This is a genomic window from Aminobacterium thunnarium (assembly GCF_055390565.1).
Genome location: NZ_AP042412.1, coordinates 1,228,287 through 1,246,502 on the forward strand (window position 1 = coordinate 1,228,287; position 18,216 = coordinate 1,246,502).

Sequence of the window (18,216 nt, forward strand, 5' to 3'; positions counted from 1 at the left end):
CCGTTCGGGTATATTGAGCTACTCGCAATATTAAGCGTCTAATAGTTCTTCCCGAGGGCCTCCCGTATCCAGCAAAAAATTTTGCACCACGAGAGTGACGTAGGAAAAATCCCTTACTGGAAGCTGCCTAATCAAATCTGAGTCAACATGTGCGGCTCTGGCCGCGAGATTGCTGAGATATGATTTAGAAAACTCAACAACTGGTGAAACTACCTGCTGAAGAGCCAGACATTCCTGCTCTGCCGCAATCATGTCAGCACCACTCAACCCTTCAAGGTCAAGTTCTAATTCTTTATATTCTTTCCCCGCATAAGATATAGGTTTCGTCAGTTTTATTGTCTCCATGTTTCACACTCCCTACACAAGCCCAAGGTCTGCTTTTACCTTACCGAGCACATCCTCACCGTTGATTTTGCACACGCCATTGAGCTTATCTATATGGATAAGCTCTTTTCCCTCAAGCCACACCCTGATATGTAAAACTTCGAACTCATTGGCCACATCTCCTGAAGCGCCTACATCCAGTTTGCCTAGCCCTGTCTTTTTAGGAACAGCGCCACAAACAACCTTTAACGCTTCAGAAGTATATTTTCCTGTAGCAGCATCATGAATTTGTATGGCTCCTCGCATATCGAGCTGATGAGCCTGAGGAACAGATAATGCAGCGGAATTACTGGTAACAGTTCTCCAGTTAATTGTAAGAGTCATGCTTCCATAATGGCCAAGTGTGGGGGAATCTATCTCTCCAAGAATTCCTGCCCCTTTAACTGTCTCAGTCATTGGCTCAAGAGAAGGCAAATCGACATCAGCTACGCCAATCAAATCGTTGCTCTCATTGAAAACTCTAAAGTTAATCAGCTTTTCTGGAACTATATTCATTCGACATCCCTCCTAATCAAAAAGAGAACTGAGGTTGCTTACGTCATACTCGATAAGCCACTCAATATCTCGTGCAGGAATAGGCGGAGTCATAAACAAGTGGAAACGAACGATTCCATCGATCAAATCGGTCAACGGATTTTCATCTGATCTGAACTCCACTCTGTTCTGGTTGCCTACCAGAATTCCTCGTGCCGCGAGTCCGTTCAAATTGATATTCTCACTATCGACGATAGTCTCGATCAATCGTCGATTTGTAGGGGCATCAACTTTCTGCCAATATGTCATGATCAGCTGATTGGCCTTCCAGTAGAACATGCGTTTTACAGGAATGAAAGAATCTTTTGCATCGGTAACGCCTGGATATGTCGCAGTGCGGTTTCCCCAACATTTCCACCCACCTATAAAATTCAAGGCAGTAACGATACCCTGACTGTTTAAATAGTTTGCCTGGTCAAGGGTTAGGCTTATCTCATTGCTCTCGCTAGTATCACCAATCGTTGATCCATCCATCTGCAGAAGATGATTGGAAGGGCTCACGTATGGAATTCCCTCGTTTTCAGCATCGATCTGCATCATCAAAGCAGCCACCTGAGTACTCAGATGATAGACAGCGTTACCCAGCTTGATCTTCGGCCAACATGTGATCATATTTTCGTGAACAAAGTTATTTATTGTTTTCCAACCAGGAACATCAGAGTATTTTGTATTTGCATCTACGGGGATATCAACAAGAGCAATCGACTTAAAAACGCTATTGATATTCTTTGTCTTAGCCGCCATAACCGATGCTACGGAAGTATCATCGCTCCAACCAGGAGCCAATAGCATGCCTGGGACAAGCCTAAACTTCGGGAATACCTGTTCCACGAGTTCGAGACCTGTATACTTGCCCGTTGCTACGTCGTAACCGCCTACAATATCTGTATTTTTAACAGCTGTGGGATCAAGTTTATCGTAAGAAACTGTCAGTGTTGCCTCAGCCTCTATCGTTCCAGTAGCAACGCGAGTAATTACCAGCTTCTCATCGTCATCAAAAGAAAGGATGTAGTCTTTGTTAAGCTCATATGTCGTATCTCCAGCCTGACTCTTTACCACAACAGATCCTGGCAAAGCACCGAACTCTTTCAATACTGCTTTATCATCTGCTCCAATGCCAACAGACTCGCTGGCTACAGGTGTTTTATGCGTCGTAGGGTCAAGAACGTTTACAAAAACGACTGGTGCTACACCGAAAAGAGCGAAGAACGTGTACATGGCTTCGCACAAAGAATAATTCCCCCAATCGGCAGAATAGCCGAAAGCCTCAACAGCTTCTTTATATGAGTAACAAAGAATTGGGACATTCGTCTTCCCAACTCCATCAAGACTCATATGCACAGGTGCAGTTCCTATGACTACAGCGGGGCTATCGAGTCTCACGGGCGGGATAATCGCTGTAGGAATTTCAGAGGCTCTTACTCCATGGAAATAGCTCATGCCTTCTCACCTCGTTTTATAGATATATTCCTGGCACGCCCTGCAAGGGAGTGAAGAACGGTTCCATGCGTAGAAATAGCAACTAAAGCTATTCCAACGTCTTGTGGCTCCACAAAGAGAGGCTTAATGAATGGGTTATCATCTGCCAGAGTTTTTATTTGTTCCGGCAAGCCCCCAACAAACGTAGAGCCATGCAAAAGCCCCAGCGTGGGAATGCTGGGGCCGCAATATGTTACTCTATCTATTTCTTCTACTTTGGGTATTGTCTTTGGCTTTTTAGTATCCTTGGCCATAAATTCTAGCCTCCTCTTCTGTAGAAAGTATTTCCTGTGGAAGTGGCACAACCCACGTTGTTGTAATTTCACCAGCCCATTCAGGATATGGCTGGTCATCAAACAACCGCCACGAAAAAGGGTATTCCATCCTATATTTTTTCTCTAAAACACGCTGCTCTCCAAATGCAATGCGAATTCGTTCCATGATGTTCAGAACATCCCGGAATCCGTTCGGATCTTCCGCATATGTGCCAACCAGTATTTTTACCGTAACAGTGGCCATTTCTTCAGAGTCTTTGCCTTCTGAAGCTCGTACAATGACATAAGGGAAGTCGGGGATGTCGCTCGATCTTTTGGGAGGAAGCCACCCAGCGACAACCTGCGGAGACTTTGTAGCTTTTTGGTTTGTTTCAAGCGAATAATTTGCAACGACAGTACCCAGAAACGCACAAATTGAATCGACAAGGTCATTCACATTTAGCGGCCTCCTTCCATTAAGTAGATGATTTGATGGTCAAGCTCTTTCTCAAAACGTCGCAAGGCATTTTCTTCTATAGCTATGCGAACTGTTTCTGAGCCGATCATTGTCGGAGCAGCCGGGCCTGTCAGTTTTTTTATTGGAAGTCTTCTTTTGCCAACACGTTCAAAAACTCCTGTTTGACTACCGTTCATTGTTCTCACAAAGGCATGAGCTAATGGTTTCATGGCTCCCCCAGTATTCTTTACCTGCACCCTAACCGGCCGTTTCTGTTTTACGTTTTGTTTACTAACCTTAAAGTTATAAAGAGATATCCTCTTTCCTCTTGATACTGCACTTGCTCTTAATGCATTGGGCTTCGAGCGTGAAATACGAATCGTACTCCGTATGTCTTTTGCCTTAGCAACATATTCTTCTCGCGCCGATCGAACAGCATCTGTTCTGATTCCTTTTACTGCCTTATTCAAGGAACGGGAAAGGGCCTTTTCGGCCCCTCCCTTAATTCCCGCTAATGCTTTCTGAGTATGTTCTATATTTTCTGTGTTTAAATCGATCATGATTCATTCGCCACCAGTTCAATTTCTGTTACCCCATTTGAATTGAAGACGCCATTAACAAAAAACTTTTTCCCATCAAGAATCACCATCTGACCATGCACAGGAATCTCTGGTAAATCGATTGAGCGCACAAAGAGGCTTATTTCTTTAGCAAATAAACCCTCTACATATTCTGTAGCTCTTTTTCTGTTCTGACGCTCATTAATAATATCTTCGTCAATAATCATGGCAATCTTGTGATCATCAAGAATATGCTCTTCTCCAAATTCTTTAATATTTAAAAACACAGTAATATCTTTTTCCAGACATTCCTTAAAAGACATTATTCAGCCCTTCTTTCCTCCAGTTTGGCTTGTAATTTCTCTATTGGCCATTCTGGCTGCGGACGACCTCCTAACGCTCTGTATTCTTCTTCCATTGCTATTCTCTTTTCCATTTCATCGTCTGGATCTAAATTATCTAATGTTTCTTCAGGCTTTGGAGCTCTATCTTCTTCAATTTGTTCTTCTTGGTTATTCTCATCTTCAAGAATATTAGTAGGAATAACAGCGGCTCGTAAAGCAACAAGACGCATTACTTCTGAGGGAGTAACCTCTAATTGTTCTCCAGGCAAATACATTTTCCCATCATGCTTGATTGGTATTATGGCTTTTAAAAACATAACTACAGAACCGTTGCGCGCAAGAAAGCTGCCGCCTGAATAGGCACAGGTAGGGGACGAGCTGAGACACGAACCCACCGAGCACTTCCATCATTTTCTACCCAACTAAAAGGAACTCGCGGTTCGGCAATAGAACCTTGCTTAAGGTTATAAACCGTACCATAAAGCATTTCTGTTCTAGCTGATGGGTTTCCTAAAATGATACGCCCACTAGGAACTATCGGGACATCTTTAGAGGTCTCCTCGTCATATACCCATTCGTTGTAACCATAAAGATCAAGAGAAACCTCTGGCAATAAAATATGGCCTATATAACTAGCTCCATTTGGCAATGCCTGTGGATTGATCTGGCCTAGGTCTACTCTTCGTGTATCAAGAGCTTTCAAAACACTTTCATTTTTTAAAAATGCGTCTATGGCATCAGATGCCAATATGGCCATATTCGGAACAACACCAGAATCTTTACCAACTTGGCGACACCAATTTTTTAAGTCAGCAAGAGGATTGCTCCCAGCGTCACTCCAAAGAGATGTCCCGGATAACGCTATATGAGTAATTGGATACTCTATCACTTCGTCAATGCCCTCTTCTTGATCAAGCATATGGATCTGCCCCTCAAAAAGTGCCTGGGCACACATCCACTCTTCGCGACGCGTGACCATTTCATCAAGCTCTGCAAGGTCTCTTCCGAGTTGTTCAGCTGCTCTCTCATCGGAAGTTTTTGTTGCAAAAGGAGTCTCACTTATCCCCCTTTTCTGAATATCTTCTGCAGTTGTAGGAGCCTGTGGTGCCACAAGCGGAGGAGTATATTGTCTTATCTCTCTTCCCTCTCGCTCTATGGTTTTGCCTCCTTTTCGAGGTCTAACAAAAGGGGCCATACGACGAGCTCCTCTATAAAGATCAATTACTACGTGTTCCGTATCGAACGTCTTGTATGAACTAAAAAAGGTAGATCTTATGAATGTCTTCGGATCAAAATTTTCAATCAAAGGCATCAACATTGTATGCGTAGAAAAAAGATCAAATGGCATTATTTATCCCTCCTTATTGAGTAGCTTTTACGCTATCTCTGAAAAATATGCATAATTTCCTAGCATTATCTTTATGAGTAGCTGCCGTATCAGATCCTCCAAAAAACAATGCATTTATGTTGAATTCTCCTGTTAGATATACTTCTGCATACAAGGCACTGGCATCAGTCGTAATGTCTTCAGCCAAAACAGCAAAAATATCTTTTGAACCATCAACAGCGGCTGAATTTACAGCGACACAATAACCATTCTCTGTTATTCGTCCTAAAACTGTGCCTCTCTTTAATACTTGACTTGGCGCAATTTGTGCCGCTTCTAATACTTGCGGGAATTGACCGGCTATTAATCGATCAGGACTAGTGCTCCCTAGTGTCTCTACATAGCCCATTATTTCTTCCTCCCTTCAAAACCACTTTTTAGAGAAGCTTCCATTGCTGCTTTATCCACACCTTCACCTTCTAAAGCATCTACTTTAATGCCCTTTAAGACACTTGCATCATCCTTTAAATTTTCTAGACGTTCTTTTTTCTTTTCAGATTGGGCCTTTAAAATTTTCATCGCTACTTCTGCAGCAGGTTCTCCTGTATCAAATTTTGCTTTTTCGATAACATCGCTACAATCAGCAACACCAAGATTTTCAATTTCTCTTATGCGCTCTCGCTCTTTCTTGATGCCTTCGTCTTTTATCTGTTCGTATATTTCAGGGTAATCCGAAACGATCATGCTTTTTGTAATTTCCATAGGCGATTTATCCTCCTTTTTATTGTTTTTTTGTGCTAACAGTTCATTTGGAATCTTCTTAAAGTGTTTTTTAGAGCTAGCTGTAATAGCTGAAGCGCATGCTGCCACTTCAATAACGCCTTCTATTTCATCTGCGAATCCTTTTTCTAATGCGTCTGTAGCTGTCATCCAAGTTTCAGCATCTAATAGCTTTATGATCTCTTCAGCCTCGAGACCTGTTTTTTCCACATAAACAGCTAACATTGACTCCCTGACCTTGTCTAGATCGTCAGCTAGCTTCCTGAAATCTTTTGACTCCCCTACGCTCCATGTCCATGGATTGTGGATCATCATCATGGAATTAGATGGCATTACGACACGGTTACCAACCATAGCAATGATTGAAGCAGAAGAAGCAGCCAAGCCATCTACATAAACAGTTTTTATGGAAGAGTGGCTCTTTAGTATTGAAAAAATAGCTTGTGCAGCAAAAACATCTCCACCAGGTGAATTGATACGTATTGAAAGATTCTTAATGTTTCCAAGATCTCTCAGTTCTTTGGCAAAACCCTTCGCCGTCACATCGTCCCAGCCTTCTTCCGTTCCTATCTCTCCATATATCAACACCTCCGCTTCACCACTAGACCGAGCTTTTATCGTCCAAAACTTGCTCATTCTGTCACCCCTCCTAACTCTTCGCGCATTTGTTCTTCTCTAATGCGTTGTCTGTGATTTTGCTCCCAATCTCCACCCGTAAGTTCTGCTGTTTCTTGTGCTCGGGTGCTAAAACCCTCTTCAACTCGTTTTGCAGCTGCTGTAACTTCTTGTACAGGATTCAGTTGCCCTTGAGCTGGCCCATTCCATACGGTTCCACAATATGCTTTACGAATTAATGGGTCATCAAAAAAGCCTGGGGCGCTAATTCTCCCCAGGCTTACGGCTTCTTCAAGCCATGACTCATATATAGGTTGGCAAAATGACCGCACAAGCCATTTTCGCCATGTTTTATAAAACATCCATGCCTCATTAAGCGCAGCCCTGCTTGCTGAATAACTCGATGTAAAGTGTTTGATCAGCACTTCGTATGGCAACCCTAAAGCTACGCCTATCTGCCGGCAAATAGACGTGACAAAACCATCAAAAGCTACGTTCGGCCTTTTAGCATCTGCTACTTTTATGTCTTCCCCCATAGCCAATTCGACAAGCGTTCCTGAACCGAGCTCTATAGATTGCTCGTCTTGGGTATCGACTCGTTCTTCCATAGGGAGACTTTCACCTAATGGTTGCCCTTCTTGGCTTCCACTCGTAATAAACACTGTAAAAAAGCTACTTACCACAGCAGCCATTAATTCTGCATCTGTATAACGACCTAGCTGTTTTAACGATTCGATCACTGGTGCCAAAAGCGGAACGCCCCTTCGCTGTTCGGGTCTTTCTGGATCTATGAGCCTGAGAACATTACATCGACCTGTTTTCTTACCAAACGCCTGGACACGTGTCCATTCTCGTTTTTTTCTCTTTTTATAGTTTTTTATTGATGAATCCGCCGGATGAACTTGACATACCCAATAGGCTACCGGAGCCCCATCATCGTCTACCTCAACGCCTCCACGTATATCCTTCCCTGGCGGAAGTGGTATGGGATCACACACGCGATCTCCTTCCAAAAGCCTAATAGCAAGGCTATATGGCCTGCCTTCGCGCTCAATCATAGGTAGCAATACAAACGCATCACCATTTATCAAAAATGATATAAACGCCAATGCCTGCAGCCCATAAAAATTACAAGTTCTAGAAGCGTCGCAATCTATGGGATCTGCCCACAATGCAAACTCAAGTTCTGTTCTGCGCTCCCATGCTTGTGTCTCTTCGTGACTCATACCTAAAACATCTGATTCAACCTGAGAATTAAGAGTGAGCCCGGGGCCAACAACATTCATGCGTATAGTTTTTGTGGCTCCAGCAGCGAGAGGGTTTCCCATAAACAAGTCTCTTGAACGGCTTCTCAACACTTCGATGTTATCTGTAATATCTTCATCAGGACTTCCGCTTCTAGAAAGCCAGCCTATGAGACTTTTTTTTGTTCTACTTGCCCCATGTCTAGAATATCCTGACGCTAATATTTCAAGTTGTTTTCGGGCAAGAGTCCTTTTAAGAGCTTTTTGCGGATTTACTACAGCGACAAGTTTATCTATACTTTTCCCGATCATAGGTCTCGCGGCACCACTCGAAACGTACGAGTACCGCTTCCACCTCTTTCTAGTCTATTCACCTCATGGCGCCAATAATCTATTCGTTTTGCTACGACCTCTAAATCCGCACGTGTTAAAGAACGAGATCCAATTTTATAACTTTGGTTAGATGCTATAGCTGCTTCGGCTTCTAACCACATACCTAAGTGTTTTTTTGCTTCCTCTAAAGAAACAGCAGGCATTATAAACTCACTCCTTTGCTCAAGACTTTACGTACTTTATAAACGCGTCTATTCCCTGTTTCCCCATGAGCAAGGGCTTCTAAATCGGGATTCAGAATTTCAAGAGCGGCTCTTGCGTAAACACGACAATCTAAAGGTTCGTTACGGATGCCAGAAGTTCTTTTTTCCCATCGCACTCTAGGTACACCACGGGAATAACGGGTAACACGTTTTTCGCTGGTTAACCCTCTAAAAAATTCCTTTGTATAACCTCTCTTGATCTCTCGCGGAAAATGACAGTAACTTGCTCCCTCTTCTTCAACTTTTAACGAAGCAAGAATGAGTCCTTTTATTGCATCTACGCCAAGGGTAAACAACGCAGCTCTTTCTCTATTGTTGCGGCTATATTTCCCTATTATGGGAATGCCAGCTCCACCTCGTCCTTTAATTGAAAAAACACGACGTTGCTCTCTGGGCCTAGTAAATTTATATACTTGAGTAGTGCAGTGGCCTCCAGAATCTATGCACGTACACGAAACACCAATTTTTCTACCATCGTTATATTCATAGCTTTGTAGAAGCCAAGAGTCCAACTGATCCCATACATTGGCATCTGTAGCTGGGTTTCCAAAGAAACGAACAAACCCTATGCCCCAACTTTCTTTGCCTACTCCCCACCCCACAAGTTCTGCTTCTATTCTGTCGTCTTGAACATCAACTCCAGCTGTTAAAACACAAACTCCCTCTGGAATTTCTGCATCGTAATATTCGCGTCTTTGTTCCATAATTTCTTCTTCAACAGAGTCACCTTGGTCCTCCCATGTTTCACCAAGCCTAGTATTCACAAATACTTTTAATTCTTCAATGCCGGAGCGCTTGGCTCGCAAGAATTCATCAATCAAATCATCCCAGTTTACCCAATTACTGGGGCTTACTAGCGCATTTAAATGGAAGCTGCGGTGCCCCTTATATTTAGCATTTGCAGTCCATTTCCCTGGCTGTTTTTTCCAGACCATTTCTTCAAATTCATTTTGGCAATGCGGACATTTTAAAACTGGTGTAGTTTTATCTTGCCAAATCAAGTCTTTCCACCTTGGCACAACCCATTTTTCACAATTTGGGCACTTCCATGTCCATGTCTCTTGGGTACCATTCTCATATTCTTTTTCTATCGGGCTCATACCTTTAATTGTAGGAGTTGAACTTTCAACAATAAGGCGATTCCAGAAAGTTGACGTTCGTTTTTCGGCCAAGGCTCTTGGATCTCCCTCTGTTCCTGATGACAATGGATACCTATCTATTTCATCCATAAGCAATAATCGCACTGGCCTTGATGCAAGTCCGGAAGGGCTATTTGCACCTATTAACGCAAGATGCCCCCCTGGGAAGCTTTTGGAAAGAATAGTATTATCGCTATCCCTTGTCTTTACCTTGCTAATACGCTCTTTTAAGACAAAACTATCTCGAAACATGGGGGCAAGGCGTTCTTTTGAATATGCGCTCGCTAATCCCTCTGTTGGTTGAATAAAAAGAATCGGACACGGATCAAGATGCACGAAATACCCCATGATGTTATTGAGGATTTCAGATTTGCCCGTTTGAGAGGCACTCATAATTGTGATGCGTTTTATCCCTGGTTGGGTAGCACAATCCATTATTTCTTTTTGATACGGAGCTATATCTGTTCGCCATCGTCCTGGCTCTGATGAAGATTCACTCGAGAGAAATCTATATGTATCAGCCCACACTGAAACCTTTAAATTAGGTGGCGGTGCTGCCATCTGCAGAATACTTTTGCAGAGCGTTACGCACGATTTTTCTAGCGTCATAATCAGCTATCTCCTGTAAGGTTTCATGAATTCCTCTTGTCAAAATTGCTTTCACTGAATCAAGATTAGATTCTCCCGAAATTTGTGGGGCAAGCTTTACTGGTAAAGACAAAGCGGTCGTTTTGAACGCCGTTACCATCTCTGCCCAAAAAGCCTTCACGACTTCATTAGGGATAAGAGATCCCTTCATAACGGCGGCTTCCATTTCGGCGCGATCCGCATTAGCTTTTGTAAGCCGTACCTTTTGTCTTTTGAGATCATGAGGCGAAACATCATAACCTCCTATTTTTATAAATTCAATATACCCTTGAATAGATTGCGTTAAGAGGTATCTGCCTCTTTCATTTTTTTTTACAATGTTATCTTTTGCCAGTTGCTGAATTCTTCTTGTAGAGAGCCCCAGCATAGATGCTAGGGCATCGCAGGTAACAGTTTGATCTTGAACCTTTTCCTTTTTTACCCTGCCCATACTGGATTCACTCCTTGTAAACTTTTGTTCAATACCCTATTTCTGAAAGCGAAACGAAATGGGTTAGAAAAGTCTTCCCGCTAGAGAAAGCCCGAGCCTTCCTACGGACCCGCAGAATTTTTACACCAGAAGGACCCGTGAAGCTTAAAAGGCCAGTGACCATGCTTCTTTGCGCATTTTTTGTCCAAACCCATAAACGCTATCTGAGTGCTACATATGTATATTCTGTTGCACTCAGAGCAAACGGGCGCAAAGGCCGACGAGAGCAATGTTTGCAGCTTTTATTTATAGCGGTATCTTCTAAAAATAGATGCCGATCTCGTAGAATTAAAAATAGAGGCTAAAAAGGCGGTTTTATTTAATATTAGAGGTTCAAATTTCGGTATAAAGTCGCTAGTTTGTCGTCAGTTATTCCCAAATATCTAATGGTCACAGCAGGATGACTATGATTCAACATCATCTGGATTTCAGGAATATCAACACCTGATTTTCTCAACTGATATCCAAATGTTTTGCGCAAAGTATGAGTTCCTATTCGATACGATTCTGGTATTCCTGCAGCTCTCGCCGCATGATTCATAGCTCGCCATACTTGGAATCTGCTTATGGCTGCTTTGTTTCCTTCATCGTCTTTTTGCCTTGACAAGAACAACGGCTCGTCAAGGTGTTCAGGCCGTCGCTCTACAAGATATTCTCGTAATGCCTCTCTTGCTTTATCGTTTATCGGGAAGCGTTTTACCTTTCTGGTCTTGTGTTCTTTTATCTCCAGTTCCTTAGAGATTCTTATTCTCTTTCCCCTTCCGGCAAGCACGTCTTTAACTGTTAATGACAGGAGGTCTGATATGCGTAAGCCACAGTTTATTCCTAATGAAAACAAGGCATAATCTCTAAGATTTCTACTTTTCAGAGCCTCTTTCATTTTTCTAATCGTGCTCTGTTTGCGAATAGGCTGAACGAACTGCAACTTGTCACCTCCAGTCTTTTGGTTTAATTACACGCCGCCTTCATCTTTTGTATGGACCAGCCCCTCTTTGCCCTTCGTTCACACCAGCGGCGCATTAATTTCACGTCGCAAGGCTCCACAAGAGCAATAATTTCAGCGCCAAATGGGAGAGGTGAAAAACGCGCATTTGAAATGCCTATCCTTATGCGCTTCCTTTCAGGTATTCCCCATATGGCGTACATTCTTTTCCCTCCTCTGTATGGTCCAAAAAGCAAGAGGTGAACGGATATTCTCGCTCACCTCCTGCAATAAAAAGGCCCCGACAGAAGAATCTGCCAGGGCCTTTCGTATTTATTTCCACACTACCATTTTAACAGTTTTAAAAAGATTATCAGCGGAACATCAAACATATTATTAACGGAGTATTAGAGACTTTGATTTTTATTCTCCAAACAACGCGAGCTGAAAGCCTCCTATCGCCTCACGAGCTATTGCCAATGGTACCGTCTTACGTCTTCTTGTCACTGTTTTAGGATCAACGGAATATTTTGTTGCAACACGTGCTAACATACTTTCTTTATAAAGCCTTGAAGAGAAAGGATTATCCACGTATCTGACATGATCTATAAACATATTCCAGTCAGCAGGAAATACTTTTCTGAATGATCTTGCCGCCTCGACTACCGTTTCCCATGTACCTAATGTCTCAAGGAATTGAACAATGGCATCTCCAGCTGCTATTTGGCCGAAAAAAGCGTCAGTATTCACACTTGAATCTACCCGCTCAATATCATCTTCGCTTTTAATAGACTGCGCTAGCTCAAACCACTCGACATCAGAAAGAGGAGGACGCTCTCCCAATAAGACCATTACGCCTGATGGGTGGTAGGTCACAAGTAAATCTATAATTGCTGATAAGCGCTCTATCTCATTCATTGTCATCCTCCTCTACTTCCTTACCCTTGCTGTTGCTTAAACCATTTACTTGATATACGGAGTTTCGTATATATTGCCGATGACTTTGAGGACATTCCCATACTTTTTTGTATCGGGGCAATACGCGAAACATCCCATTTGAAAATCACACGCCTCTTCTTTTAAACAATTTATACATAATGATGGAATTGTTCTAAATGTAAAATGCCCAGGTTGGCGTATTACTTCTGCAACCCTCCAATATTCCCCATGAGTTGCATCGTCCCATTTTACAATGTCTCCCGTATAAATTTTTTTATTGTCGCCATCATAAATTCCTGTAAATTCTCCTACGGTTTTTAAATCAACAGGAACCCAGAATGACGGGATAATAAAATCATCTCCTGCCTCTTCTATCCCACCCGTTATATAAGGATTAGCAGTAGGGGAGTCTCCTGGCACTAACGCCCCATAGACCCAATCTCCTTTATCACAAATACCATCAACTGAACAAACTGCTTTACCTCTATAGTATTTATACATCATTACCTTTTCAGCTTCGGTTTTCATTTTTTACCACCGATAATTTTATCTGCCTTTCCTGTACGCCAGTGATTTCATCAAATGTTCTTGACATAGCGTCTACCTCCATTTTTGCCATGCGCTCATGAATACAAGCTAACATCCATTTTTTTATCGCATTATTTAAACGGTTAGATACCTTCTGTTTTTGAGTCATTTTTAACCTCCTCATACTCCTCATCCAAAACTATTGGGTGTTGAAGTGTAAGCTCCCCCCTAATATCTTTAATAATAAAATAACCTATGGGGACAATTTCTATCCATTGTGGGGCGAAAACCTTTAGTCCATGCCTTTTAACTATCCTTTCATAGTTTTTCCATGGTATGTCTTTCACAGATTCATGAAGTCCTATGAAATCAATAACTTTTTTTAGGTTTTTACCAGTCCACTGAATAGCTGCAATTTCAATGGGTTCAATAGGTTTCCTTCTATATATTTTTACCCCTACATTTTCTGAATTAGGCATTTCTACACCTCCTGCGTTACCTTCCTATAGGCAGTTTCTTCTGCACATTCTTGCGTGTTCTAAAATCCCGCGCCTTGATAAACAAGGGGTGCGACATCTCTGTCAACCGAGAAACTATTCTCGTACCGTGCTCACCCAACATTTCTTTAAGCTGTGACATAGAGCACGCATTTGTTGTTATCACTGTCTGTTTCCCCGACCTGTACCGTGCGTCTATGAGAGAAAAAAGTTGCTCATCGACCCAACTTTTATCCTTTCTCTGTGCCCCTAAATCATCAATGGCTATACAATCGGCATCTTTTACGGCCTGTTGGATTTTATTTGCTGTTCCATCCTCAAAGCCCGAACGGATTTCATCAAGCAAATCAACCACCGGCACGAATACTGCGCTTTTCCCACGTGAAGCAAGAGACTGAACTATAGCAATGGCCAGATGGGTTTTTCCCACACCCGTACCACCACCTAAAACGAGAGAGAAACCATCTTCCACACTCGCCATGGCCAAACCCTTTGCAGTTCTGATGATAGGATCATCCATGGTCTTAAATGTATCGAAAGTACAGCGTTTCATGGCTTCTGGAATTTTGCTCGTTTTTACCAACTGTTCAGTTTTCTTTTGCTTCTCGTATTTTTTGCGATCTAGGCAGTCACCTACTTTTATTGATAAAACTTGCCGACCAAATAAATCTTCAAAACGCATTACATACCTCATTCCGCGGTATTTACACCCGCCATATCCAGGGCAATGAGTGCAATAACGATCTTGTTCTTGTACGTAAAGAATGTCTGAAGCAGAATTATCTAAGGCTTCTATCGTGAGCGACGGATCTTTAAAATATCGCTGTAAATATTCAAGCGCTTTTTTCTCATCTTTAGCTTTTCTACGAGGGTACTGAGCCAACAAAGCTTCTAGGCTTGTCATCGAGATCACCTCCGTATTTTTCAAGCAAAGCCTGCTGTTGACTTGATTCCCATTCTTTCAAGTCAGACGCTCGCTGTTTTTCGTATGGGTCGTCAGGTGTCAAAGCCCTTTGCGTTTTAGATTTGACATTCCGCCCCGAAGTCTGGTATTTCAAGCTTTCATAAATGTATTCGAGAGTGAGAGTGTGCAGCGGACGTTTCTTTTTCTCGTATCGCGATACAGCCTTCCCAATCTCTTGGTTCACCCGTGCGGGAACATGAATCTTTTCGAGGGTTTTGACTGCGGAAAGTTCTCCTGGCGTAATTCCCTTTCTACCCGTTTTGAGCAAGAAATATTCCACAGTTGGGCGCATCACCTGAGGAACCTCATCAATATCAACGAATTCTGCATTTTCCTGTGAAGGAAGGGCCTCGTCAGAGGGGGGTTCTTCCTTCTCTGAAAGAGAAGTAGTATCTAGTTCACTAAATATAGTTCTGGGTGACTCACTGTCAGAGGGGGTATGACTACCAGTCATGGGGGGCTGACTCTCTGTCATCCCCTGAGCCCCCAAAATATCGTAAATATTCGATGATTGCCCCTTCTCTGTCATTCTTTCATGAATACGTATAAGTCCTCTTTTTTCAAGTCCCTCAAGGCATCTTCTAACTTGCCGTGCAGAACAAGAAGCCGCCTTTGCAAGGGTTTTTACAGAAGGGAAGCACGAATTAGCTCTTGACGCAAACGTACAAAGAGCTACATACACCATTTTTTCATATGTTGACAGATCTGAATCTATAATCACAGGAATATCAACCCTCGCAAAAGGAAATGCCCTGCAATCTACAACTTTAATGTCATTCGCAGACATGCTATTTCACCCCTGTACTGCCAAAACCGCCCTCTCCACGCTCGGTTTCATCCAGTACATCTACAACTACAAAGCCTGGTAATTCCACTTTGAGAATCACCATCTGGGCTAGTCTGTCTCCACGCTGAATGGTAAAGGGCTTTGTACCATCATTTCGAAGAGGAAGCATTACTTCGCCTCGATACTGATGATCAATTACGCCTACCCCGTTACAGAGGTGAATTCCATGCTTATAGGCCAATCCGCTTCTTGGAAAAATAAAGCCGCCATATTGATATGGAATAGCTACCTTAAAACCAGCTGGAATGTTGCAAGCTTCACCTGGATAAATAACAACATCTATAGCACTTCTAATGTCTGCTCCGGCATCGCCAATATTTTTTCTTTTAGGTATAAAAAGATCGTCTTCGACAACAATTCGTAAATTATCCATGACTAAACCTCCTTAGGCTTTACACATCTCAAAAAAAGTTTGTCGTTACCATGTTTGCGCTCGCATGCTGCAAAATTGAAAAACGGATCTAGCCGAATATATCTATTCCCATCCGAATGTAAGAATATTTCCCCTACACGCTGTTGCTTTGTTCTTTCACGACCGCTTTTATCTACATACTTTCCTACAGCGACAAAAATCTCATACTCTACGCTAGGCATTCGTCTAGTTCCTTGATTTTGTTGTGGTGAAAGACCACAGGGATGTTCAGCTTATTGGCATACTCTATTTCCATCTTGCAACCTTCAGAGCTCGCCCAATCGCCGAATACCCAAACCTCATCGGCAAGAGATAGCATGTTTCGGCATTGTTCAAAAACATCTTTTTGGTCGCCAAAAACAGGCATAAAACTAAATGCATGAATGGGAGAAAGAAGTAGTGTGTCTTTGGCTCCCACTATGGCTGATACGTTGCGGCATATAGTATCTATAGCTACACTATTTTTCCAAATTTCATCGATATCGGCTGTTTCTCCTCGCAGTGGATGTGCTATATAAATTTTTTTCATCTGATTACCTGCCATTCCGACCTACAGGTAGCGCCGCTACCCCGGTCTCTTGCTCATATTGATGGTCAAGAGTGCGAAAAACGTAGGAAATACCACTCCCGGTAAGTTTTATATTCATCGTTGAGGTTATTGCATCTGCTATTTTTTGCCAGCTATATCCCGCTATGCGGGCATCTCTAATTTCACAATAAAGCTCCGTTACTATTTTTCGAGTAATGCCACTTGATTTGTTCGGTTGGGGCACTTTCGCCATGGAAGTGAGCTTTGCTCTAGCCGTACACATTCCAGCGATATCAAAGTCAGTCATTACGCCGCATCCTCCTCAATATGCTAAAATGAGGCTAGGAGTTGCAGCTCCTAGCCTATAAGTTTTTAAACGGTCTCTGATTCGAAAATCAGAGACTCTCTTTTTATCTCTTTACAAGCCGCCACTATTGCTTTTCTTGCATGGGCATTCTTTTCAGTTCGTCGAAAGACAACGCCTCGCAATTTTTGCCCTCTATAGTTCAACAAACTAACAACTGCATTTTGGACAGATCTTTTCATGCCAGACACATTCTTTCTCTTTGTTTTTGGAGATTTGCCAGCTGCGCAATCTCATCTCTAATCTTTTTTCTGCTTAGACTATCGTTATATTTTTGATGTAACACCTCTGCATGTGCAGTCCTAACACGTTGCAGTTCAATAGCGTCATCAAATTCTTTTAAAGCTTGAGCCTTTGAAAGCCATACAACGCAATGCATTGTTAACCCTCTTCTACGAAAGCTGAAAGCTTTTGAACGTCTCTGATTGATATATCTTTATATCTTGCGCTAAGCCTTTTCCGTTCATCCGCTCCGCAAATGGCACTGAGAAGACTGGAAGCCTCTCTTTTTGCAAACCATATTCCCTTGAAATAGTATGGGCCGCTTATCACGCCGTTTTTAGCCAACATCTTTAAAAGACTTTTCCCTATTTTTTCAAGCATTCGCTTCGGCCTCCTCTTCAATTTTCTGAACAAGATTTTTTATGTCAGATACTTTCCAACCAACTATATTTCCAGTGATTTTTATTCCTTTGGGGAATCGTCCGGCACGAATCCCGTTGTACCAAGTGGATGGCGAGACCGGAATGATTTTAAGTACGTCTGGCAACCGCAAGAATCCGAACTCGGGCATAGTTACATCTCCTTCCACGTTGTTAGCCTCCTTTCTTTGCGCCTCGCTGTTACATCAGTGCTTCTGTTGCAGCTCTAGCAATCTCTGAAAAGAAATTTCTGAGATCTGGATCATCTGCCCTGCCGTTGTCGCCAATGTCTCTCATGATTTCTTTCACGCCCTCTGGGTCGTATCTTTTTGCAGCTTCTTTTAGTATTTCTACGACCCTGCTGGCTTCTCCTAGATAGTCTCCGTTTCCCCGGCCTGAGTCTCCTCTCGCCGGGGCTGAGTAGGGTTTTCTTGAAAAAAGATAGAAACTTCTACTCCTAAAGCTTTTGCAATGCTTTCAAGATCATCTACTCGAGGAGCCCTTTTGCCCGTTTCAAAGTTTACAATTGAGCTCCTTGAAAGTTTTGCCATTTCTGCTAGTTTTTCTTGAGTTAATTCCCTTAAAACGCGAATAGAACGGATGTTTTCCCCTATACTCACCACTTCACCCCCACTCTTGCTATGTAGTCAATCGTACTCTTTAAAAGAACTATATATCTAAATGTTACATATGTCAACACGAAAAGATTACTTTCTTACTCTTGATTTATGACCACATTCGTA

Annotated in this window: 31 protein-coding genes; all 31 read right to left on the bottom strand. The window is 42.5% G+C overall.

The window, feature by feature from the left end; all coding sequences use genetic code 11:
- Positions 1-30 precede the first annotated feature (30 nt).
- The 31 genes from ACZ5GY_RS06070 to ACZ5GY_RS06220 all read right to left on the bottom strand — a co-directional run bounded on the left by ACZ5GY_RS06070 (position 31) and on the right by ACZ5GY_RS06220 (position 18,093).
- Entirely contained in the window at positions 31-345 is a 315-nt protein-coding gene (locus ACZ5GY_RS06070; RefSeq protein ID WP_464111631.1) for a phage tail assembly protein, read from the bottom strand.
- A gap of 12 nt (positions 346-357) precedes the next feature.
- Positions 358-879: a phage major tail tube protein gene (locus ACZ5GY_RS06075; RefSeq protein ID WP_464111632.1), complete on the bottom strand. Its 522-nt coding sequence runs from the start codon at positions 877-879 to the stop codon at positions 358-360.
- Positions 880-891: 12 nt separating this feature from the next.
- Positions 892-2,358, bottom strand: coding sequence for a phage tail sheath family protein (locus ACZ5GY_RS06080; RefSeq protein ID WP_464111633.1), 1,467 nt, complete (start codon positions 2,356-2,358; stop codon positions 892-894).
- Positions 2,355-2,651, bottom strand: a complete 297-nt coding sequence (locus ACZ5GY_RS06085; RefSeq protein ID WP_464111634.1) for a hypothetical protein — start codon at positions 2,649-2,651, stop codon at positions 2,355-2,357. Before ACZ5GY_RS06085 ends, ACZ5GY_RS06080 begins: the two co-directional genes overlap by 4 nt.
- Positions 2,635-3,108, bottom strand: a complete 474-nt coding sequence (locus ACZ5GY_RS06090) for a hypothetical protein (protein WP_286978918.1) — start codon at positions 3,106-3,108, stop codon at positions 2,635-2,637. Before ACZ5GY_RS06090 ends, ACZ5GY_RS06085 begins: the two co-directional genes overlap by 17 nt.
- A gap of 2 nt (positions 3,109-3,110) precedes the next feature.
- Positions 3,111-3,668 (bottom strand): phage tail protein, encoded by a 558-nt coding sequence (locus ACZ5GY_RS06095; protein ID WP_464111635.1) that lies wholly within the window; start codon positions 3,666-3,668, stop codon positions 3,111-3,113.
- Entirely contained in the window at positions 3,665-3,991 is a 327-nt protein-coding gene (locus ACZ5GY_RS06100; RefSeq protein WP_213692129.1) for a hypothetical protein, read from the bottom strand. Before ACZ5GY_RS06100 ends, ACZ5GY_RS06095 begins: the two co-directional genes overlap by 4 nt.
- Positions 3,991-4,329: a DUF7210 family protein gene (locus ACZ5GY_RS06105; protein WP_464111636.1), complete on the bottom strand. Its 339-nt coding sequence runs from the start codon at positions 4,327-4,329 to the stop codon at positions 3,991-3,993. Before ACZ5GY_RS06105 ends, ACZ5GY_RS06100 begins: the two co-directional genes overlap by 1 nt.
- A 2-nt stretch (positions 4,330-4,331) precedes the next feature.
- The gene (locus tag ACZ5GY_RS06110; protein ID WP_464111637.1) at positions 4,332-5,360 is read right to left on the bottom strand and encodes a major capsid protein; all 1,029 of its coding nucleotides are present in this window, start codon (positions 5,358-5,360) and stop codon (positions 4,332-4,334) included.
- 13 nt (positions 5,361-5,373) lie between these two features.
- Complete coding sequence (locus ACZ5GY_RS06115; RefSeq protein ID WP_464111638.1) at positions 5,374-5,748, bottom strand: head decoration protein; 375 nt, start codon at positions 5,746-5,748, stop codon at positions 5,374-5,376.
- Positions 5,748-6,755, bottom strand: a complete 1,008-nt coding sequence (locus tag ACZ5GY_RS06120; protein ID WP_464111639.1) for a head maturation protease, ClpP-related — start codon at positions 6,753-6,755, stop codon at positions 5,748-5,750. The genes ACZ5GY_RS06115 and ACZ5GY_RS06120 overlap by 1 nt, the downstream gene beginning before the upstream one ends.
- Positions 6,752-8,290, bottom strand: coding sequence for a phage portal protein (locus ACZ5GY_RS06125; protein ID WP_464111640.1), 1,539 nt, complete (start codon positions 8,288-8,290; stop codon positions 6,752-6,754). Before ACZ5GY_RS06125 ends, ACZ5GY_RS06120 begins: the two co-directional genes overlap by 4 nt.
- On the bottom strand, positions 8,287-8,514 hold the full coding sequence (locus ACZ5GY_RS06130) for a DUF6148 family protein (protein ID WP_464111641.1): 228 nt from the start codon (positions 8,512-8,514) through the stop codon (positions 8,287-8,289). The genes ACZ5GY_RS06125 and ACZ5GY_RS06130 overlap by 4 nt, the downstream gene beginning before the upstream one ends.
- Complete coding sequence (locus ACZ5GY_RS06135) at positions 8,514-10,322, bottom strand: phage terminase large subunit family protein (protein ID WP_464111642.1); 1,809 nt, start codon at positions 10,320-10,322, stop codon at positions 8,514-8,516. The genes ACZ5GY_RS06130 and ACZ5GY_RS06135 overlap by 1 nt, the downstream gene beginning before the upstream one ends.
- Positions 10,255-10,791 carry a hypothetical protein gene (locus ACZ5GY_RS06140; protein ID WP_464111643.1) on the bottom strand — a complete coding sequence of 179 codons (537 nt, stop codon included), beginning with the start codon at positions 10,789-10,791 and terminating at the stop codon, positions 10,255-10,257. Before ACZ5GY_RS06140 ends, ACZ5GY_RS06135 begins: the two co-directional genes overlap by 68 nt.
- Positions 10,792-11,155: 364 nt before the next feature.
- Positions 11,156-11,755, bottom strand: coding sequence for a tyrosine-type recombinase/integrase (locus tag ACZ5GY_RS06145; RefSeq protein ID WP_464111644.1), 600 nt, complete (start codon positions 11,753-11,755; stop codon positions 11,156-11,158).
- Between the two features lie 23 nt (positions 11,756-11,778).
- Entirely contained in the window at positions 11,779-11,976 is a 198-nt protein-coding gene (locus ACZ5GY_RS06150; RefSeq protein WP_213692138.1) for a hypothetical protein, read from the bottom strand.
- Between the two features lie 199 nt (positions 11,977-12,175).
- Positions 12,176-12,670: a hypothetical protein gene (locus tag ACZ5GY_RS06155; protein ID WP_464111645.1), complete on the bottom strand. Its 495-nt coding sequence runs from the start codon at positions 12,668-12,670 to the stop codon at positions 12,176-12,178.
- 45 nt (positions 12,671-12,715) lie between these two features.
- A complete protein-coding gene (locus tag ACZ5GY_RS06160) occupies positions 12,716-13,219 on the bottom strand; it encodes a YopX family protein (protein ID WP_464111646.1) in 504 nt (167 codons plus the stop codon).
- Positions 13,203-13,388, bottom strand: coding sequence for a hypothetical protein (locus tag ACZ5GY_RS06165; RefSeq protein ID WP_464111647.1), 186 nt, complete (start codon positions 13,386-13,388; stop codon positions 13,203-13,205). Before ACZ5GY_RS06165 ends, ACZ5GY_RS06160 begins: the two co-directional genes overlap by 17 nt.
- Complete coding sequence (locus ACZ5GY_RS06170) at positions 13,363-13,698, bottom strand: hypothetical protein (protein ID WP_464111648.1); 336 nt, start codon at positions 13,696-13,698, stop codon at positions 13,363-13,365. The genes ACZ5GY_RS06165 and ACZ5GY_RS06170 overlap by 26 nt, the downstream gene beginning before the upstream one ends.
- Before the next feature lie 16 nt (positions 13,699-13,714).
- Positions 13,715-14,620, bottom strand: a complete 906-nt coding sequence (locus tag ACZ5GY_RS06175) for an ATP-binding protein (RefSeq protein WP_464111649.1) — start codon at positions 14,618-14,620, stop codon at positions 13,715-13,717.
- Entirely contained in the window at positions 14,580-15,467 is an 888-nt protein-coding gene (locus tag ACZ5GY_RS06180) for a helix-turn-helix domain-containing protein (RefSeq protein WP_464111650.1), read from the bottom strand. The genes ACZ5GY_RS06175 and ACZ5GY_RS06180 overlap by 41 nt, the downstream gene beginning before the upstream one ends.
- Before the next feature lies 1 nt (position 15,468).
- Positions 15,469-15,900, bottom strand: coding sequence for a dUTP diphosphatase (gene dut, locus ACZ5GY_RS06185; protein WP_286952784.1), 432 nt, complete (start codon positions 15,898-15,900; stop codon positions 15,469-15,471).
- Between the two features lie 208 nt (positions 15,901-16,108).
- Complete coding sequence (locus ACZ5GY_RS06190) at positions 16,109-16,468, bottom strand: DUF4406 domain-containing protein (protein WP_286952783.1); 360 nt, start codon at positions 16,466-16,468, stop codon at positions 16,109-16,111.
- 4 nt (positions 16,469-16,472) lie between these two features.
- Positions 16,473-16,775, bottom strand: a complete 303-nt coding sequence (locus ACZ5GY_RS06195; RefSeq protein WP_286952782.1) for a hypothetical protein — start codon at positions 16,773-16,775, stop codon at positions 16,473-16,475.
- A gap of 65 nt (positions 16,776-16,840) precedes the next feature.
- Positions 16,841-17,014 (bottom strand): hypothetical protein, encoded by a 174-nt coding sequence (locus ACZ5GY_RS06200; RefSeq protein WP_464111651.1) that lies wholly within the window; start codon positions 17,012-17,014, stop codon positions 16,841-16,843.
- Positions 17,011-17,211 (bottom strand): hypothetical protein, encoded by a 201-nt coding sequence (locus tag ACZ5GY_RS06205; protein WP_286677293.1) that lies wholly within the window; start codon positions 17,209-17,211, stop codon positions 17,011-17,013. The genes ACZ5GY_RS06200 and ACZ5GY_RS06205 overlap by 4 nt, the downstream gene beginning before the upstream one ends.
- Positions 17,212-17,213: 2 nt before the next feature.
- Complete coding sequence (locus tag ACZ5GY_RS06210; RefSeq protein ID WP_286677292.1) at positions 17,214-17,435, bottom strand: hypothetical protein; 222 nt, start codon at positions 17,433-17,435, stop codon at positions 17,214-17,216.
- Positions 17,428-17,643 (bottom strand): helix-turn-helix transcriptional regulator, encoded by a 216-nt coding sequence (locus ACZ5GY_RS06215; RefSeq protein WP_464111652.1) that lies wholly within the window; start codon positions 17,641-17,643, stop codon positions 17,428-17,430. Before ACZ5GY_RS06215 ends, ACZ5GY_RS06210 begins: the two co-directional genes overlap by 8 nt.
- 201 nt (positions 17,644-17,844) lie before the next feature.
- Entirely contained in the window at positions 17,845-18,093 is a 249-nt protein-coding gene (locus ACZ5GY_RS06220; RefSeq protein WP_286952851.1) for a helix-turn-helix domain-containing protein, read from the bottom strand.
- Between the last annotated feature and the right edge of the window lie 123 nt (positions 18,094-18,216).

Coding starts and splice junctions, on each gene's coding strand:
- ACZ5GY_RS06205 (WP_286677293.1), bottom strand. CDS start 17,211: ATGCATTGCGTTGTATGGCTTTCAAAGGCTCAAGCTTTAAAAGAATTT.
- ACZ5GY_RS06085 (WP_464111634.1), bottom strand. CDS start 2,651: ATGGCCAAGGATACTAAAAAGCCAAAGACAATACCCAAAGTAGAAGAA.
- ACZ5GY_RS06200 (WP_464111651.1), bottom strand. CDS start 17,014: ATGAAAAGATCTGTCCAAAATGCAGTTGTTAGTTTGTTGAACTATAGA.
- ACZ5GY_RS06210 (WP_286677292.1), bottom strand. CDS start 17,435: ATGCTTGAAAAAATAGGGAAAAGTCTTTTAAAGATGTTGGCTAAAAAC.
- ACZ5GY_RS06080 (WP_464111633.1), bottom strand. CDS start 2,358: ATGAGCTATTTCCATGGAGTAAGAGCCTCTGAAATTCCTACAGCGATT.
- ACZ5GY_RS06070 (WP_464111631.1), bottom strand. CDS start 345: ATGGAGACAATAAAACTGACGAAACCTATATCTTATGCGGGGAAAGAA.
- ACZ5GY_RS06075 (WP_464111632.1), bottom strand. CDS start 879: ATGAATATAGTTCCAGAAAAGCTGATTAACTTTAGAGTTTTCAATGAG.
- ACZ5GY_RS06110 (WP_464111637.1), bottom strand. CDS start 5,360: ATGCCATTTGATCTTTTTTCTACGCATACAATGTTGATGCCTTTGATT.
- ACZ5GY_RS06120 (WP_464111639.1), bottom strand. CDS start 6,755: ATGAGCAAGTTTTGGACGATAAAAGCTCGGTCTAGTGGTGAAGCGGAG.
- ACZ5GY_RS06140 (WP_464111643.1), bottom strand. CDS start 10,791: ATGGGCAGGGTAAAAAAGGAAAAGGTTCAAGATCAAACTGTTACCTGC.
- ACZ5GY_RS06155 (WP_464111645.1), bottom strand. CDS start 12,670: ATGAATGAGATAGAGCGCTTATCAGCAATTATAGATTTACTTGTGACC.
- ACZ5GY_RS06115 (WP_464111638.1), bottom strand. CDS start 5,748: ATGGGCTATGTAGAGACACTAGGGAGCACTAGTCCTGATCGATTAATA.
- ACZ5GY_RS06195 (WP_286952782.1), bottom strand. CDS start 16,775: ATGACTGACTTTGATATCGCTGGAATGTGTACGGCTAGAGCAAAGCTC.
- ACZ5GY_RS06165 (WP_464111647.1), bottom strand. CDS start 13,388: ATGACTCAAAAACAGAAGGTATCTAACCGTTTAAATAATGCGATAAAA.
- ACZ5GY_RS06190 (WP_286952783.1), bottom strand. CDS start 16,468: ATGAAAAAAATTTATATAGCACATCCACTGCGAGGAGAAACAGCCGAT.
- dut (WP_286952784.1), bottom strand. CDS start 15,900: ATGGATAATTTACGAATTGTTGTCGAAGACGATCTTTTTATACCTAAA.
- ACZ5GY_RS06095 (WP_464111635.1), bottom strand. CDS start 3,668: ATGATCGATTTAAACACAGAAAATATAGAACATACTCAGAAAGCATTA.
- ACZ5GY_RS06170 (WP_464111648.1), bottom strand. CDS start 13,698: ATGCCTAATTCAGAAAATGTAGGGGTAAAAATATATAGAAGGAAACCT.
- ACZ5GY_RS06100 (WP_213692129.1), bottom strand. CDS start 3,991: ATGTCTTTTAAGGAATGTCTGGAAAAAGATATTACTGTGTTTTTAAAT.
- ACZ5GY_RS06175 (WP_464111649.1), bottom strand. CDS start 14,620: ATGACAAGCCTAGAAGCTTTGTTGGCTCAGTACCCTCGTAGAAAAGCT.
- ACZ5GY_RS06130 (WP_464111641.1), bottom strand. CDS start 8,514: ATGCCTGCTGTTTCTTTAGAGGAAGCAAAAAAACACTTAGGTATGTGG.
- ACZ5GY_RS06105 (WP_464111636.1), bottom strand. CDS start 4,329: ATGTTTTTAAAAGCCATAATACCAATCAAGCATGATGGGAAAATGTAT.
- ACZ5GY_RS06150 (WP_213692138.1), bottom strand. CDS start 11,976: ATGTACGCCATATGGGGAATACCTGAAAGGAAGCGCATAAGGATAGGC.
- ACZ5GY_RS06135 (WP_464111642.1), bottom strand. CDS start 10,322: ATGACGCTAGAAAAATCGTGCGTAACGCTCTGCAAAAGTATTCTGCAG.
- ACZ5GY_RS06125 (WP_464111640.1), bottom strand. CDS start 8,290: ATGATCGGGAAAAGTATAGATAAACTTGTCGCTGTAGTAAATCCGCAA.
- ACZ5GY_RS06160 (WP_464111646.1), bottom strand. CDS start 13,219: ATGAAAACCGAAGCTGAAAAGGTAATGATGTATAAATACTATAGAGGT.
- ACZ5GY_RS06180 (WP_464111650.1), bottom strand. CDS start 15,467: ATGTCTGCGAATGACATTAAAGTTGTAGATTGCAGGGCATTTCCTTTT.